Raw genomic sequence first — 14311 nt, 5'->3', positions numbered from 1 at the left:
TACCTCAGGAGGTAATGTGGCCCGGTTGCGCAGAACCGGCCGCCACTGACGCCGGGCGTCGGGCAAAGTCGGCGCGTGCGACGCCGAGGGGCCTGGACAGGCCCGCGCCTTGATTCTGGATGCTGTGGCTGGCTAAAGCAAAACCCCCCGCGCAGAGCGGCGGCGAATACGCGCGCTGGGCGTGGCCGCAGGTACGGGGCGAAGGGTGAACGGAAAGGAAGTGCTGCGCTAAAGCGTTACGAGGCATGGCCTTTTTATGCGAACCGTCAATTATTGCGGCCAGCGCGACGCCCCTTCGATGCAGGCGCGCAATGACCGGACGGCAACCGGGAGATGTACCTGAACGCACCGTGCATGCGGCGCTGGCAGGTCTCGGCAGGCGGACCATGTGACCCTCGTATTATTGTGTTCTGGGTTGTTGCCGAGCTTAGCCTCGTTCATTTTTTTACACAACTCTTCCGTAAAAAATAAAACACGGCCTGCTCGAGATAACCCTTCAGCACGAAAATAGCGGATAATGGCACGCCCCGATATGCGGCAAAACTGCCGTAGATGTGCCATTTAAGGGCATCATGGGGCTGGCTTGACTTCACCTGGTCTTTCCGATTGACTGGGGTTGCAAGCCCCCCTTGATTGATATTTTTAACAACAAAGGTGTTGCATCATGTCGGTACCCCCGCGTGCCGTTCAGCTTAACGAAGCGAACGCGTTCCTTAAGGAACATCCTGAGGTTCTCTACGTTGACCTTCTGATTGCAGATATGAATGGTGTGGTGCGCGGCAAGCGCATCGAGCGCACCAGCCTCCACAAGGTTTACGAGAAAGGCATCAACCTGCCGGCCTCCCTCTTCGCCCTGGATATCAACGGTTCCACCGTCGAAAGCACCGGCCTTGGCCTGGACATCGGCGATGCCGACCGTATCTGCTATCCGATTCCAGACACACTGTGCAACGAGCCGTGGCAGAAACGCCCGACCGCCCAGTTGCTGATGACCATGCACGAGATCGAAGGCGAGCCGTTCTTCGCCGACCCGCGTGAAGTGCTGCGCCAGGTGGTGAGCAAGTTCGACGACCTCGGCCTGACCATCTGCGCGGCATTCGAGCTGGAGTTCTACCTGATCGACCAGGAGAACGTGAACGGCCGTCCGCAGCCGCCACGCTCGCCGATCTCGGGCAAGCGCCCGCAGTCGACACAGGTGTACCTGATCGACGACCTCGATGAATACGCAGATTGCCTGCAGGACATCCTCGAGGGCGCCAAGGAACAAGGCATTCCTGCCGACGCCATCGTCAAGGAAAGCGCCCCGGCGCAGTTCGAAGTCAACCTGCACCATGTCGCCGACCCGCTCAAGGCCTGTGACTATGCGGTGCTGCTCAAGCGCCTGATCAAGAACATCGCCTACGACCATGAAATGGACACCACGTTCATGGCCAAGCCCTACCCGGGCCAGGCAGGCAACGGCCTGCACGTTCACATCTCCGTGCTGGACAAAGATGGCAACAACATCTTCACCAGCGAGGATCCCGAGCAGAACGCCGCGCTACGTCACGCTGTCGGCGGTGTGCTCGAGACCCTGCCCGCCTCGATGGCGTTCCTCTGCCCCAACGTCAACTCGTACCGCCGTTTCGGCGCCCAGTTCTATGTGCCGAACGCGCCGAGCTGGGGCCTGGACAACCGTACCGTGGCCCTGCGCGTACCGACCGGCTCGCCGGACGCGGTGCGTATCGAGCACCGCGTGGCCGGCGCCGACGCCAACCCGTACCTGATGATGGCGGCCGTGCTGGCCGGCGTGCACCACGGCCTGGTCAACAAGGTCGAGCCGGGCGAGCCGATCGAAGGCAACTCGTACGAGCAGTTGGAGCAGAGCCTGCCGAACAACCTGCGCGATGCCCTGCGCGAGCTGGACGACAGCGAGATCCTCAACAAGTACATCGATCCGAAGTACATCGACATCTTCGTCGCGTGCAAGGAGAGCGAGCTGGAGGAGTTCGAACATTCGATCTCCGACCTCGAGTACAACTGGTACCTGCACACCGTGTAAACGAAAACGCCGCCCACAAGGGCGGCGTTTTTCATTGGCCTTCCACCACTCCGCCCCTGTAGGAGCGGCCTTGCGTCGCGAAAGGGCTGCATAGCAGCCCCGGCGATATCAGCTTGAGCACAAATCCTCGGGGCGCTTCGCACCCTTTTCCGACCGGTCCGATGCCTCGGCAAGGCCGCTCCTACAGGGGCCGTAGTGGCTGTCAGAGCGACTTCTCGAAAATCTTCGAATTACGCTGATAGTTATACAGCGAAGCCCGCGCCGCTGGCAGTTGCTCCACGCCACAAGGGGCGAACCCGCGCTCGCGGAACCAGTGCGCGGTACGGGTCGTCAGCACGAACAGGGTCTTGAGCCCCAACTGCCGCGCCCGCGTCTCGATACGCTCGAGCAACTCGTCACCTCGTCCACCATGCCGGTACTCCGGGTTCACCGCCAGGCACGCCAGCTCGCCAGCTTCGGAATCGGCAATCGGATACAGCGCCGCGCAGGCGATGATCATGCCCTCGCGCTCGACCACGCTGAACTGCTCGATCTCACGCTCCAGCACCTCGCGGGAACGCCGCACCAGAATGCCCTGCTCTTCCAGCGGGCTGATAAGGTCGAGCAAACCACCGACATCCTCGATGGTCGCCTCGCGCACCACCTCGAACTGCTCCTGGGACACCAGCGTGCCGCCACCGCCACGGGTGAACAGCTCGGTGAGCAAGGCACCGTCCTCGGCGTAGCTGACGATGTGGCTGCGCGCCACACCGCCCTTGCAGGCCTCGGCGGCGGCATCGAGCAATTCGGCCTGGTAGTCGCTGCCCAGGCGCAACAGGTGCGGGCCGATGTGCTGCGGACGCAGTTCGCGCACCAGTTGCCCACGTTCATCCAACAAGCCCGGCTCGGCACCGAACAGCAGCAGCTTGTCGGCGCCCAGTTCGATGGCGGCGCGGGTGGCGACGTCCTCGCAGGCCAGGTTGAAAATCTCGCCGGTCGGCGAATAGCCCAGCGGCGACAGCAGCACGATGGAGCGCTCGTCGAGCAGGCGGCTGATGCCCTTGCGGTCGACCCGGCGCACTTCGCCAGTGTGATGGTAGTCGACCCCTTCGAGCACGCCGATCGGCCGCGCGGTCACCAGGTTGCCGGAGGCGACCCGCAGGCGCGAACCCTGCATCGGCGAAGCCGCCATGTCCATCGACAGGCGCGCCTCGATGGCCAGGCGCAGCGCGCCGACCGCATCGATCACGCAATCGAGGGTCGCCGCATCGGTGATGCGCATGCCACGGTGGTAATGCGGGGTCAGGCCACGAGCGGCCAGGCGGCTTTCGATCTGTGGCCGCGAGCCGTGGACCAGCACCAGGCGCACGCCAAGGCTATGCAGCAGCACCAGGTCGTGGACGATATTGCCGAAATTGGGGTGTTCAACGCCGTCGCCGGGCAGCATGACCACGAAGGTGCAGTCGCGGTGGGCGTTGATATAGGGCGAAGCATGGCGCAGCCAGTTGACGTAATCGGGCATGACAGGGCCTGTGGATAAGTGAACGGAGAACGAAAAGGCGCACAACGTTCGAAAGTCATCGTCGGAACAGGCTTGCGGTCACGCGCGGTCTCCTCTAGACAGGAACGAATCAGGTCAATGGACGTTTAGCTCAGGCAATAGTGCCGGATCATCTCACGCAATAGACGCACGGTAGGCTCGATACGTGACATTTCCAGGTATTCGCCGGGCTGGTGGGCGCAAGCGATGTCGCCCGGGCCGAGCACGATGGTCTGGCAGCCAAGCTGCTGAAGATAAGGCGCTTCGGTGCCGAAGGCCACAGCTTGCGCGCGGTGGCCGGTCAGGCGTTCGGCCAGTTGCACCAGTTCGCTGTCGGCGGCCTGCTCGAACGGCGGCACCTCGGGGAACAGCGGCGCGTAGTCGATACGCACGTCATGACGCTCGGCCAGCGGTTGCAGCTTGGCCCGAATGGCGGCGCGCAACGGCTCTGCATCCATGCCTGGCAGCGGTCGCAGGTCGAACTCCAGGGCACACTGGCCACAGATGCGGTTGGGGTTGTCGCCACCGTGGATGCAGCCGAAGTTCAGGGTCGGGGTAGGCACGCTGAACTGGGGATTGCGGTACTTTTCCTGCCAACCGCGGCGCAGGTCCATCAGTTCGGCCATCACCGCATGCATGGCTTCCATGGCGCTGCGGCCCAGGCTGGGATCCGACGAATGGCCACTGCGCCCGAGGATGTCGATGCGCTCCATGAGAATGCCCTTGTGCATGCGGATCGGCTTGAGCCCGGTGGGTTCGCCGATCACCGCTGCACGTCCGAGCGGCTGGCCGGCTTCGGCCAATGCCCGGGCGCCGGACATGGAGCTTTCTTCGTCACAGGTCGCGAGGATCAGCAACGGTTGCTTGAAGTCGTGTTCGAGCAGCGGGATCACCGCGTCGATCACCAGGGCGAAGAAGCCTTTCATGTCGCAACTGCCCAGGCCCACCCAACGACCATCGGTTTCGGTCAGCTTGAGCGGGTCACTGCTCCACAGCTGTGGGTCGTAGGGCACGGTGTCGCTGTGCCCGGCCAGCACCAAGCCGCCAGGGCCACTGCCGCGACTGGCCAGCAGGTTGAACTTGCCGGGCGTGACCTGCTGGATCTCGCAGGCAAAGCCCAGGTCGCCGAGCCAGCCGGCCAACAGCTCGATGACCGGGCGATTGGACTGGTCCAGCGCAGCCTGGGTGCAACTGACCGAGGGCGTGGCGATCAGGGCGGCGAACTGGTCTTTCAGCGACGGCAACGGCATGCGCGAACTCCTCGAAAGCATGAGGGGCATCATAGCAATGCCGCCCCTTCACCTGGCAATCCGCAGAATCCTCTTGGCACAAGTGCGGTAGACTGCCCGACAACGATGCCCCTCCTTCCGAGCCCGCGATGCACAAAGAAACCGAACTCAAACTCCGCGCCAGCCGCGAGACCCTTGCCGCCCTGCGCGAGCACCCTCTGCTGAAGAAGCGCAACAAGTCCGGCTGGCAGACCCGCGAACTGCTCAACCAGTACTTCGACACCCCGGCGCGCGACCTGTCCGCCGCCCGCGTCGCCCTGCGCCTGCGCCGTGACGGCGAGGTCATCATCCAGACCCTCAAGTGCCGTGGCCAGAGCGTGGCGGGCCTGTCCGAGCGCAACGAATTCGAATGGCAGCTGGACAAGGTCAAGCTGGACCTGAAGAAGCTCGACGACAGCTGCTGGCCTGAACAACTGGCCGAGCTCGACAAGAAGACCATCAAGCCACTGTTCACCACCGACTTCACCCGCGAGTACGCCGAGATCGCCTGGGGCCGCGGCAAGGCCAAGGTGGTGATCGAGGCTGCCATCGACCAGGGCTTCGTCGTTGCCGGCAAGCGCAAGGAAGCCATCTGCGAGCTGGAGCTCGAACTGCGCGAGGGCGCCCCGGAGGCGCTGCTGGAACTGGCCGCCGAACTGTCGGCGAGCCTGGCGCTGATGCCCTGCGACATCAGCAAGGCCGAGCGCGGCTACCGCCTGCTCGAACCGGACAGCTACGAACTGGGCCTGCCGGCCACCGAGCTGGACGCCGAAATGCCGCTGGACGATGCCTACGCCGCCCTTGCCTGGCAACTGCTGGGCAGCAGCCAGCGCCTGGCCGAGCAGTATCGCCACAACGGCCACTGGCGCTTGCTGCAGGACTGGGTGAGCTGCCTGGCCGAACTGCGCGCGCTCACCGCCAGCCTGGGCCAGGCCGCGCCGCGCCCGACCACCCGCGCGCTGCGCAGCAGCCTAGACGCGCTGCTGGAAGACTGGCGCCCCCTGGTGCTGGCCGGCAACGATGACGAAGACATCCGCCGCGCCGCACCCGAGCAGTTCGCCGAGGAGCTCGAAGACGTGCGCTGGGGCCAGTTTTCGCTGGAGACCGCACGCTGGCTCAATGCCCGGGCCTGGACCGTGGAGCGCAAGGGCCGCGGCGAACGCCAGGGCAAGGCACAGCTGGGCAGTTGGCTGCAACATCAGCTCGGCGAGGAAGCCCGCGCGCTGAAGCTGCCCCTGTACGTGCAGCGTCCCGAGGACCTGGCCGAGCAGTTGCCACGCATCGAAGGCATCCAGGCCTGGCTGCACCACGCCCGCCAGGTGCTCGAACTGCCGCAGCTGGACCGCCTGTACGGTGAGCTGAACAAGCTGCACCAGTTGGCCGAACAGCCGCTGGGCGAAGAGGACAAGAGCGAGCTACTGGAAGCCCGCATCGAGCAGGCCCGCGCCGTCGAGCAGAACCGCGCCTGGAAGCTGCTGCTCAAGGCCTGATAGCCAATCCTGCCGCCGTAGGAGCCAGCCTTGCTGGCGAACCAGGCGCCGCGGTGGATGGCGCCGGCAAGGCCGGCTCCTACGGTGTGATTGCGCGCAATCCTGTCCCCGTAGGAGCCAGCTTGCTGGCGAACCAGACGCCGTGCTCAGCGTCCCAACGGCAGGCTGGTGGTGCTCTTGATCTCTGACAGCGCCACGATCGAGTTCACCTCCTGGATCCCCGGCACGTTCGATAGCTTTTCGAAGAAAAACCGCTCATATGCCTCGATATCCGAGGTCACGATGCGCAGTAGAAAGTCCACCGCGCCCATCAGCACATAGCACTCCAGCACCTCAGGGAAGCCGCGAATCGCCTCGGTAAACTCGGCGAAGTTCGAACGCCCGTGGGCATTGAGTTTCACCTCGGCGAAGATCTGCGTGTTCAGCCCGACCTTCTTGCGATCCAGCAAGGTCACCTGCCCACGAATCACCCCCTCCTCCCTCAGGCGTTGAATACGCCGCCAGCAGGGTGACTGCGACAGGCCCACACGCTCGGCGATCTGCGCGCTGGATAACGAGGCGTCCTCCTGCAGCAATTCCAGAATACGCCGATCATAAGCGTCCAATTCGCCAAGCATGATCAATTCTCCAAAATAAATTTTGGCGAATAAAACTATTCGCCAAGGCACGAAATTAGCTAAATCATAGCGAAGAAATGCCCCGCCTGAACTGCAAGAATTTCTCCACTTCCGCGGAGACCCAGCATGAACGCACTCGAACGGCCCCTCACCTCACCCCGCCTCGACGCCTGGGCCGCCACCACAGTCCACTGCACCGTGCATTACCGCCTGCAGGCCGATGCCGAACCGGACAGCCTGTGCCGTGTGCTCAACCTGTTCGCCTTGCAGTTCCTTACCCCGCACAGCGTCAACGTCAGCCAATGCGACGACCTGCTGGACGTGGCCATCGGCGTCGGCGGCCTGAGCTGGCACCGCGCCGAAGTGATCGCCCAGAAACTGCGCAACCTGGTCTGTGTCAGCGAAGTGTGCCTGGCGAACCTGCCGCAGCTGTCGGAGGTTGCTCACCGCTGAAGGTGGCGCGCAACGTCCAGAAACCCTTTGCCCCGGCCTCCGCCGCGCTGTCCAGCTAGCCTTGCCCAAGCCTTCGCACTCCGGCAAGGACACCCCCATGCTCGCCAACGATAACCATTTCCTCGATCTCAACCGCCTGCTGGACGCCTTGCTGGCACAGCAACGGATCACCCCCGCTACGGCCCTGGCGGTACTGGAACGCGCCGAGGCCCAGCCTGGCGACCACCCCCTGGAACTGATCGCCGACCTCGCCCCGCCAGACCCGCGACACCCAACCCGGCCATTGGAACTGGACACCCTGTGCCGCTGGCTGGCCGAACAGGTTGGCCAGCCCTTTGTGCTGATCGACCCCTTGCAGGTCGACCTGGTACGGGTCGCCGGGCTGATGCCTGCCGCCTTTGCCCAGCGCCACGGCATCCTCGCCGTGGCCGTGGACGAACACAGCATCACGGTGGCCAGCGCCCAGCCTTATCAACGCGAATGGGAAACGGACCTGCGCCGCAGCCTGGGCAAAACCGTACGCCGGGTCCTGGCCAGCCCGCGGCAGATTCGCCAGCTACGTCCAACCTTCCTCGGCCTGGCCCAGTCGGTGCGCGGCGCGGGCCTTGCCCCGTCGCCGCGCCTGGGCGAACTGGAGCACCTGCTCGAACTGGGCAGCAAGCAGCCGCAGGCCAGCGCCGACGACGCCCATATCGTGCACATCGTCGACTGGATGCTGCAGTACGCCATCGAACAGCGCGCCAGCGATATCCACCTGGAGCCCCGCCGCGAACAGGGCCATCTGCGCTTGCGTATCGACGGCCTGCTGCATGCGGTGTACGCGTTCCCAGCCGGTGTCAGCCTGGCGATGGTCAGCCGCCTGAAGCATCTGGGGCGGATGAACGTCGCCGAGAAACGCCGGCCGCAGGATGGCCGCCTGAAAACCCGCCTGCCCAGTGGGTCCGAGGTGGAGTTGCGCCTGTCCACCCTGCCCACGCCGTTCGGCGAGAAGCTGGTGCTGCGCCTGTCCGATCCCCAGCAACTGCACGTCAGCCTCGAAGCCCTCGGCCTGGAAGGCCCTATACTGGCGCAGTGGCTGGCCCTGCTGCGGCAACGCCAGGGCATCCTGCTGGTGACTGGCCCAACCGGCTCGGGCAAGACCAGCACCCTCTATGCCAGCCTCCGGTACCTGGCCACACCCCAGGTCAATCTGTGCAGCATCGAAGACCCGATCGAGCGTCTTGAGCCGCTGATCAACCAGTTGCAGGTTCAGCCCAGCCTGGAACTGGATTTCGCCAGCGGTGCCCGCGCCCTGCTGCGCCAGGACCCGGACATCATCATGATCGGTGAAATCCGCGACCGGGAAACCGCCCAGGTGGCCGTGCAGGCGGCGCTCACCGGGCACCTGGTGCTCTCGACCCTGCACACCCAGGATGCCTGCGGCGCGATCACCCGCCTGCTGGAGCTTGGCGTGGCCGACTACCTGGTCAAGGCCACCCTGCTCGGGGTCATGGCCCAGCGCCTGGTGCGCACTTTGTGCCCTCTTTGCCACAACCCTGGCCAGCACTGCGAGCAGCCCTGCCCTCGATGCCGGGGCACCGGCTTCCATGGCCGTACCGGGCTGTTCGAGCTGCTTGAGGTCAGTACCGCGCTACGTGAGCGGATCACCCCGGCCTGCGACCTTGCCGGCCTGCGGCAACAGGCCGAGCTAGACGGCCTGCTAGATCTGCGACGGCATGGTCGAGAGCGGGTCGCCCAGGGCAGGACCTGCCTGGAGGAGGTCTTGCGCGTCTGTGGATAAGTAACAAATCCCCTTTATGGGCGGGAACTTGCGGCCAACGCAGACGATCAAAGCAGCATCTCAACCGCCCTCATCCACCGAGGTGATTCATCATGCGTTTCAAAACAGCCATCGCAGCCACCGTCCTGTTCTCGCTGCCCATTGGCTGCGCCATGGCCGACACGTTCTGGCGCAACATCATCTCCTCCGGCGCCACCACTGCCTCGACCTACCTGACCTTCAAGGACCACAAGCTGATCGTCGCCGCCCAGGACGATGCCGGCAGCTTCGTCGCCAGTGACGGCGCCATTCGCGGGCCGTTCCTGGAAGCCGCGATCCGCCAGGTACGCACCGATAACCCGGGCGTCCAGGCCAGCGACATGGAACTGGCCAACGCCATCCTGGCCAAGAACGCCGTGGCCGAGTAATCCCTCGAAACAAACACCCCCTGGAGCAGCGGCCTTGCGTCGCGAAAGGGCCGCAAAGCGGCCCCTACAGGGGATGGTTCCCCTCTCAGCGATATGCCTCCACCGGCACGCACGCACAGAACAGATTCCTGTCCCCATACACGTTGTCGACCCGGTTCACCGCCGGCCAGTACTTGTGCTGGCGCGCGTGAGCGCTGGGGGCGATGCCCTGCTCGAGCGCATAGGGCCTGGTCCACGGCGCCAGCACGTCGGCCAGGGTGTGCGGCGCATGCTTGAGCGGATTGTCCTCGGCCGGCCAGTTGCCCTCCTGCACTTCGGCGATTTCCGCGCGGATCGCCAGCATCGCCTCGACGAAACGGTCCAGCTCGGCCTTCGACTCGCTTTCGGTGGGCTCGACCATCAGCGTGCCCGGTACCGGGAACGACATGGTCGGGGCATGGAAACCGTAGTCCATCAGACGCTTGGCCACGTCTTCCTCGCTGATGCCGGTGACCGCCTTGAGCGGGCGCAGGTCGAGGATGCATTCATGGGCCACGCGCTGATTGCGCCCGCGATAGAGCACCGGGAAGGCGTCGCGCAGCTGGCTGGCCAGGTAGTTGGCCGAGAGAATCGCCACCTCGCTGGCATCGGCCAACTGCGGCCCCATCATGGCGATGTACATCCAGCTGATCGGCAGGATGCTCGCGCTGCCCCAGGGCGCGGCGCTGACCGCGCTGATGTTCGGATCGAGCCCCGGCACTGGCACCACCGGATGGCTGGCGACGAACGGCTTGAGGTGGGCGCGGATACCGATCGGCCCCATGCCCGGGCCACCGCCACCATGGGGGATGCAGAAGGTCTTGTGCAGGTTCATGTGCGACACGTCGGCGCCGATATCCGCCGGCCGCGCCAGGCCCACCTGGGCATTGAGGTTGGCGCCATCCATGTACACCTGGCCGCCATGCTGGTGCACCACCTCGCAGATCTCGCGAATGCCTTCCTCGTACACCCCGTGGGTCGAGGGGTAGGTGACCATCAGGCACGATAGTCGCTCGCCAGCCTCGCGCGCCTTGGCCTTGAGGTCTTCGAGATCGACGTTGCCCGCCTCGTCGCACTCGACGATCACCACGTCCATGCCAGCCATCTGCGCCGAGGCCGGGTTGGTGCCGTGGGCCGACGACGGGATCAGGCAGATCGTGCGCCCGGGCTGATGGCGGCTGCGGTGATAGCGGGTGATCGCCATCAACCCGGCGTATTCGCCCTGGGCACCGGAGTTGGGCTGCATGCAGATGGCGTCGAAGCCGGTAATGGCGCACAACCAGGTTTCCAGCTCGTCGATCATCGCCTTGTAGCCCTGCACCTGCGCTGCCGGGGCGAATGGGTGGGGCTGGGCGAACTCGGGCCAGGTGATGGGGATCATCTCGCTGCTGGCATTGAGTTTCATGGTGCACGAGCCCAGTGGAATCATCGACTGGTTGAGCGCCAGGTCCTTGTTCTCCAGTTGCTTGAGGTAGCGCAGCATCTCGGTTTCGCTGTGGTGCAGGTTGAACACCGGGTGCTGCAGGATCGGTGTGCGCCGCACCAGCGCGCCGGGGATGCCTTCGGGCAGGGCCTGCTGGTCGAGGGCGGCAATGTCCAGGCCGTGGTCGACGCCAAGGAAGATATCGAACAGCTTCAGCACCGTGGCTTCGTCGCAGGTCTCGTCCAGGCTCAGCCCCAGGTGCCCGCGCCCGAGAATGCGCAGGTTGACGCGGGCGTCCTCGGCGCTTTCGATGATCGCCGACTGGGTGCCGCCGACGTCCAGGGTCAGGGTGTCGAAGAAGTGCTGGTTGAGGCGCTTGATGCCTTTGGCTTCGAGGCCGGCGGCGAGGATGAACGTCAGCCGATGCACGCGCTGGGCGATGCGCTGCAAGCCCTCAGGCCCGTGGTAGACGGCGTAGAAGCCGGCGATGTTGGCCAGTAGCACCTGGGCCGTGCAGATGTTGGAGTTGGCCTTCTCGCGACGAATGTGCTGTTCGCGGGTTTGTAGGGCCATGCGCAGCGCGGTGTTGCCGCGGGCATCGCGGGACACGCCGATGATGCGCCCGGGCATCGCCCGCTTGTAGTCGTCGCGGCAGGCGAAGTAGGCCGCGTGCGGCCCGCCATAGCCCATGGGCACACCGAAGCGCTGGGTCGAGCCAAGCACCACGTCGGCACCCAACTCGCCGGGCGGGGTCAGCAGCACCAGGCTGAGGATGTCGGCAGCCACGCAGGCCAGTGCCTGCTGGGCGTGCAGTTGTTCGATCAACGGGCGCAGGTCGCGCACCTCGCCATGGGTGTCCGGATATTGCAGCAAGGCACCGAATACCGAGTGCTTGGCAAGGTTATCCACAGTGTCGACGATCAACTCGAAGCCGAACCCTTCGGCGCGGGTCTTGAGCACCGACAGCGTTTGTGGATGGCAATGCTCGTCGGCGAAGAAGGCGTTGCTCTTGTTGCGCGCCACCCGCTTGGCCAGGGCCATGGCCTCGGCGGCGGCGGTGGCTTCGTCGAGCAGCGAGGCATTGGCCAGGGCCAGGCCGGTGAGGTCGATGACCATCTGCTGGAAGTTCAGCAACGCCTCCAGCCGGCCTTGGGCGATCTCCGGCTGGTAGGGCGTGTAGGCGGTGTACCAGCCAGGGTTCTCCAGCACGTTGCGCAGGATGACCGTGGGCGTGACGGTGGCGTGGTAGCCCATGCCGATCAGGCTGGTCCACAGCTGGTTCTGCGCGGCGTAGCCGGCCAGCTTGGCCAGCGCGGCTTGTTCGTCCAGGGCCGGCGGCAGGTCGAGTGGGCGATTGAAGCGGATGCCCGGTGGCACCGTCTGCTCGATCAGTTCGTTGCGGCTGGCGACGCCGAGGGCTTCGAGCATGGCCTGCTGCTCCTGGGCATCGGGCCCCAGGTGACGACGCAGGAAGGCGTTGGGTTCATGCAGCTGACGCAGGGATGGCGACTGGGACATGGCGATCTTCTCTTCCTGGACCAGTTCTCATGGAGACTTACAAGTCTAGGAAGGGATCGCCGATATTGCGGGGAAAAGTTGCGCAGGGCGCTGTTCGTCAGCAAGGCTGGCTCCTACAAGGATATCGCCGGTAGGAGCCAGCCTTGCTGGCGAATCAAGGTCACTCGCCGATGGCGGCTTTGTAACCAGCCGCATCCAGCAGCTTGTCCAGTTCGGACTTGTCGCTTGGCTTGAGCTTGAAGATCCAGGACTCGTAAGGCTCGGAGTTCAGAAGCTCCGGCGCATCGCTGAGCTCTTCGTTGACCGCGATCACCTCACCACCCACGGGGGCATAGATGTCCGAAGCGGCCTTCACCGACTCCACCACGCCGGCAGCGTCGCCCGCCGCGAACACCTTGCCAACTTCGGCCAGCTCGACGAACACCACGTCACCCAGCGCTTCCTGGGCATGGTCGCTGATGCCCACGGTCACCGTGCCGTCGGCTTCCAGGCGAGCCCACTCGTGGCTTTCGGCAAAACGCAGGTCGGCGGGGATTTGGCTCATAGTCTTGTATTCCTCGTAATGGGTCAGCGGTCGGCCCGCCGTTAAGTGTTCAGATCAGGATCTTGCCATGGCGCACGAAGGTCGGCTGGACCACCCGCACCGGGTACCACTTGCCGCGGATCTCCACCTCGGCGCGGTCGCCGGTGGCCATCGGCACGCGCGCCAGGGCAATGGATTTGCTCAGCGTAGGCGAGAAACTACCACTGGTGATCTCCCCTTCGCCAATCCCGGATACACGGACCACCTGGTGGGCGCGCAATACACCGCGCTCCTCGAGCACCAGGCCAACCAGTTTTTCCTTCACGCCCTGCTCGATTTCCGCCAGCAGCCCGGCACGCCCGATGAATTCTCGGGCCGCCGGTTCCCAGGCGACGCTCCAGCCCAGGTTGGAGGTCAGCGGGGTGTGGGCTTCGTCGATGTCCTGGCCGTACAGGTTCATGCCGGCTTCCAGGCGCAGGGTGTCACGGGCGCCCAGGCCGCTCGGGGCGATGCCGGCGCCGACCAGATCGTTGTAGAACGCCGGGGCTTGCTCGGCAGGGAGCATGATTTCCAGGCCGTCTTCACCGGTATAGCCGGTACGGGCAATGAACCAGTCACCTTCGGCCAGCCCTTCGAACGGGCGCAGCTCGCGGATCAGCGCGGCCCGCGAGGCGCTGAGCAGAGCTGCGACCTTTTCTCGGGCATGCGGCCCCTGGATGGCGAGAATGGCCAGCTCAGGCCGCGCCTTGAAGCTCACCTTGAAGCCTTCGCTGCGGGTCTGCAACCAGGCCAGCACTTTGTCGCGAGTGGCGGCGTTGGCCACCAGGCGGTAGCCATCCTCGGTGCGGTAGGCGATCAGGTCGTCGATGACCCCGCCCTGGTCGTTGAGCAGCGGGCTGTAGAGGGCCTTGCCGGGGCTTTCCAGACGCGTCACGTCATTGGCCAGCAGGTGTTGCAGCCAGGGCGTGGCGGCGCAGCCGTCGATGTCGACGACGGTCATGTGGGAAACATCGAACACCCCGCAGTCACTGCGCACCTGGTGGTGCTCCTCGACTTGCGAGCCGTAGTGCAGGGGCATGTCCCATCCGCCGAAATCGACCGTCTTGGCGCCAAGCGCCAGGTGCAGGTCATACAGAGGCGTACGCTGTCCCATGGGTTTCTCCTTCCGGGCGTGGCGAGGCGGCGACGGTCGGCGATGTTCAAGCATCACCTGTTCTTGTAGGACCCGTCGCTGCGAATGCCGCGCATTGTAGC

The 14311-nt window shown here is 64.8% G+C and carries 11 protein-coding genes; 5 read left to right on the top strand and 6 right to left on the bottom strand.

Annotated elements, in window-relative coordinates:
• Window positions 1–664 precede the first annotated feature (664 nt).
• Window positions 665–2041 carry a glutamine synthetase family protein gene (locus ACODS5_RS01605; RefSeq protein WP_134688919.1) on the top strand — a complete coding sequence of 459 codons (1377 nt, stop codon included), beginning with the start codon at window positions 665–667 and terminating at the stop codon, window positions 2039–2041.
• 202 nt (window positions 2042–2243) lie between these two features.
• Here ACODS5_RS01605 and argA read toward each other — a convergent pair whose 3' ends face one another.
• On the bottom strand, window positions 2244–3542 hold the full coding sequence (argA, locus tag ACODS5_RS01600; protein WP_134688920.1) for an amino-acid N-acetyltransferase: 1299 nt from the start codon (window positions 3540–3542) through the stop codon (window positions 2244–2246).
• A gap of 125 nt (window positions 3543–3667) precedes the next feature.
• The gene (gene argE / locus ACODS5_RS01595) at window positions 3668–4810 is read right to left on the bottom strand and encodes an acetylornithine deacetylase (RefSeq protein WP_489107750.1); all 1143 of its coding nucleotides are present in this window, start codon (window positions 4808–4810) and stop codon (window positions 3668–3670) included.
• 128 nt (window positions 4811–4938) lie between these two features.
• On the opposite strand from argE, the gene ACODS5_RS01590 reads away from it, so the two are divergent.
• Complete coding sequence (locus ACODS5_RS01590) at window positions 4939–6318, top strand: CYTH domain-containing protein (protein WP_489107749.1); 1380 nt, start codon at window positions 4939–4941, stop codon at window positions 6316–6318.
• Window positions 6319–6464: 146 nt separating this feature from the next.
• Here the strand turns inward: ACODS5_RS01590 and ACODS5_RS01585 are convergent, their stop codons facing one another.
• A complete protein-coding gene (locus ACODS5_RS01585; RefSeq protein WP_134688923.1) occupies window positions 6465–6935 on the bottom strand; it encodes an Lrp/AsnC family transcriptional regulator in 471 nt (156 codons plus the stop codon).
• A 126-nt stretch (window positions 6936–7061) separates the two neighbouring features.
• Between ACODS5_RS01585 and ACODS5_RS01580 the strand changes: the two genes are divergently transcribed.
• The 3 genes from ACODS5_RS01580 (at window position 7062) to ACODS5_RS01570 (ending at window position 9575) form a co-directional block, all read left to right on the top strand.
• A complete protein-coding gene (locus ACODS5_RS01580; protein ID WP_489107748.1) occupies window positions 7062–7388 on the top strand; it encodes a hypothetical protein in 327 nt (108 codons plus the stop codon).
• A 97-nt stretch (window positions 7389–7485) separates the two neighbouring features.
• Window positions 7486–9168, top strand: a complete 1683-nt coding sequence (locus tag ACODS5_RS01575) for a GspE/PulE family protein (protein WP_489107747.1) — start codon at window positions 7486–7488, stop codon at window positions 9166–9168.
• A gap of 92 nt (window positions 9169–9260) precedes the next feature.
• Window positions 9261–9575 carry a DUF2388 domain-containing protein gene (locus ACODS5_RS01570; RefSeq protein WP_134688926.1) on the top strand — a complete coding sequence of 105 codons (315 nt, stop codon included), beginning with the start codon at window positions 9261–9263 and terminating at the stop codon, window positions 9573–9575.
• An 85-nt stretch (window positions 9576–9660) separates the two neighbouring features.
• Here ACODS5_RS01570 and gcvP read toward each other — a convergent pair whose 3' ends face one another.
• The 3 genes from gcvP to gcvT all read right to left on the bottom strand — a co-directional run bounded on the left by gcvP (window position 9661) and on the right by gcvT (window position 14210).
• A complete protein-coding gene (gene gcvP, locus ACODS5_RS01565) occupies window positions 9661–12534 on the bottom strand; it encodes an aminomethyl-transferring glycine dehydrogenase (protein WP_489107746.1) in 2874 nt (957 codons plus the stop codon).
• A gap of 160 nt (window positions 12535–12694) precedes the next feature.
• Window positions 12695–13078 carry a glycine cleavage system protein GcvH gene (gene gcvH / locus ACODS5_RS01560; RefSeq protein ID WP_134688928.1) on the bottom strand — a complete coding sequence of 128 codons (384 nt, stop codon included), beginning with the start codon at window positions 13076–13078 and terminating at the stop codon, window positions 12695–12697.
• Between the two features lie 49 nt (window positions 13079–13127).
• Window positions 13128–14210: a glycine cleavage system aminomethyltransferase GcvT gene (gene gcvT / locus ACODS5_RS01555; RefSeq protein WP_134688929.1), complete on the bottom strand. Its 1083-nt coding sequence runs from the start codon at window positions 14208–14210 to the stop codon at window positions 13128–13130.
• Window positions 14211–14311: the final 101 nt, after the last annotated feature.

Source organism: Pseudomonas sp. FG47, from assembly GCF_057809115.1.
Note: the sequence above shows the minus strand (reverse complement) of the source record. Positions and strands in the feature narration are given on the sequence as shown.

Coding starts and splice junctions, on each gene's coding strand:
- ACODS5_RS01605 (WP_134688919.1), top strand. CDS start 665: ATGTCGGTACCCCCGCGTGCCGTTCAGCTTAACGAAGCGAACGCGTTC.
- argA (WP_134688920.1), bottom strand. CDS start 3,542: ATGCCCGATTACGTCAACTGGCTGCGCCATGCTTCGCCCTATATCAAC.
- argE (WP_489107750.1), bottom strand. CDS start 4,810: ATGCCGTTGCCGTCGCTGAAAGACCAGTTCGCCGCCCTGATCGCCACG.
- ACODS5_RS01590 (WP_489107749.1), top strand. CDS start 4,939: ATGCACAAAGAAACCGAACTCAAACTCCGCGCCAGCCGCGAGACCCTT.
- ACODS5_RS01585 (WP_134688923.1), bottom strand. CDS start 6,935: ATGCTTGGCGAATTGGACGCTTATGATCGGCGTATTCTGGAATTGCTG.
- ACODS5_RS01580 (WP_489107748.1), top strand. CDS start 7,062: ATGAACGCACTCGAACGGCCCCTCACCTCACCCCGCCTCGACGCCTGG.
- ACODS5_RS01575 (WP_489107747.1), top strand. CDS start 7,486: ATGCTCGCCAACGATAACCATTTCCTCGATCTCAACCGCCTGCTGGAC.
- ACODS5_RS01570 (WP_134688926.1), top strand. CDS start 9,261: ATGCGTTTCAAAACAGCCATCGCAGCCACCGTCCTGTTCTCGCTGCCC.
- gcvP (WP_489107746.1), bottom strand. CDS start 12,534: ATGTCCCAGTCGCCATCCCTGCGTCAGCTGCATGAACCCAACGCCTTC.
- gcvH (WP_134688928.1), bottom strand. CDS start 13,078: ATGAGCCAAATCCCCGCCGACCTGCGTTTTGCCGAAAGCCACGAGTGG.
- gcvT (WP_134688929.1), bottom strand. CDS start 14,210: ATGGGACAGCGTACGCCTCTGTATGACCTGCACCTGGCGCTTGGCGCC.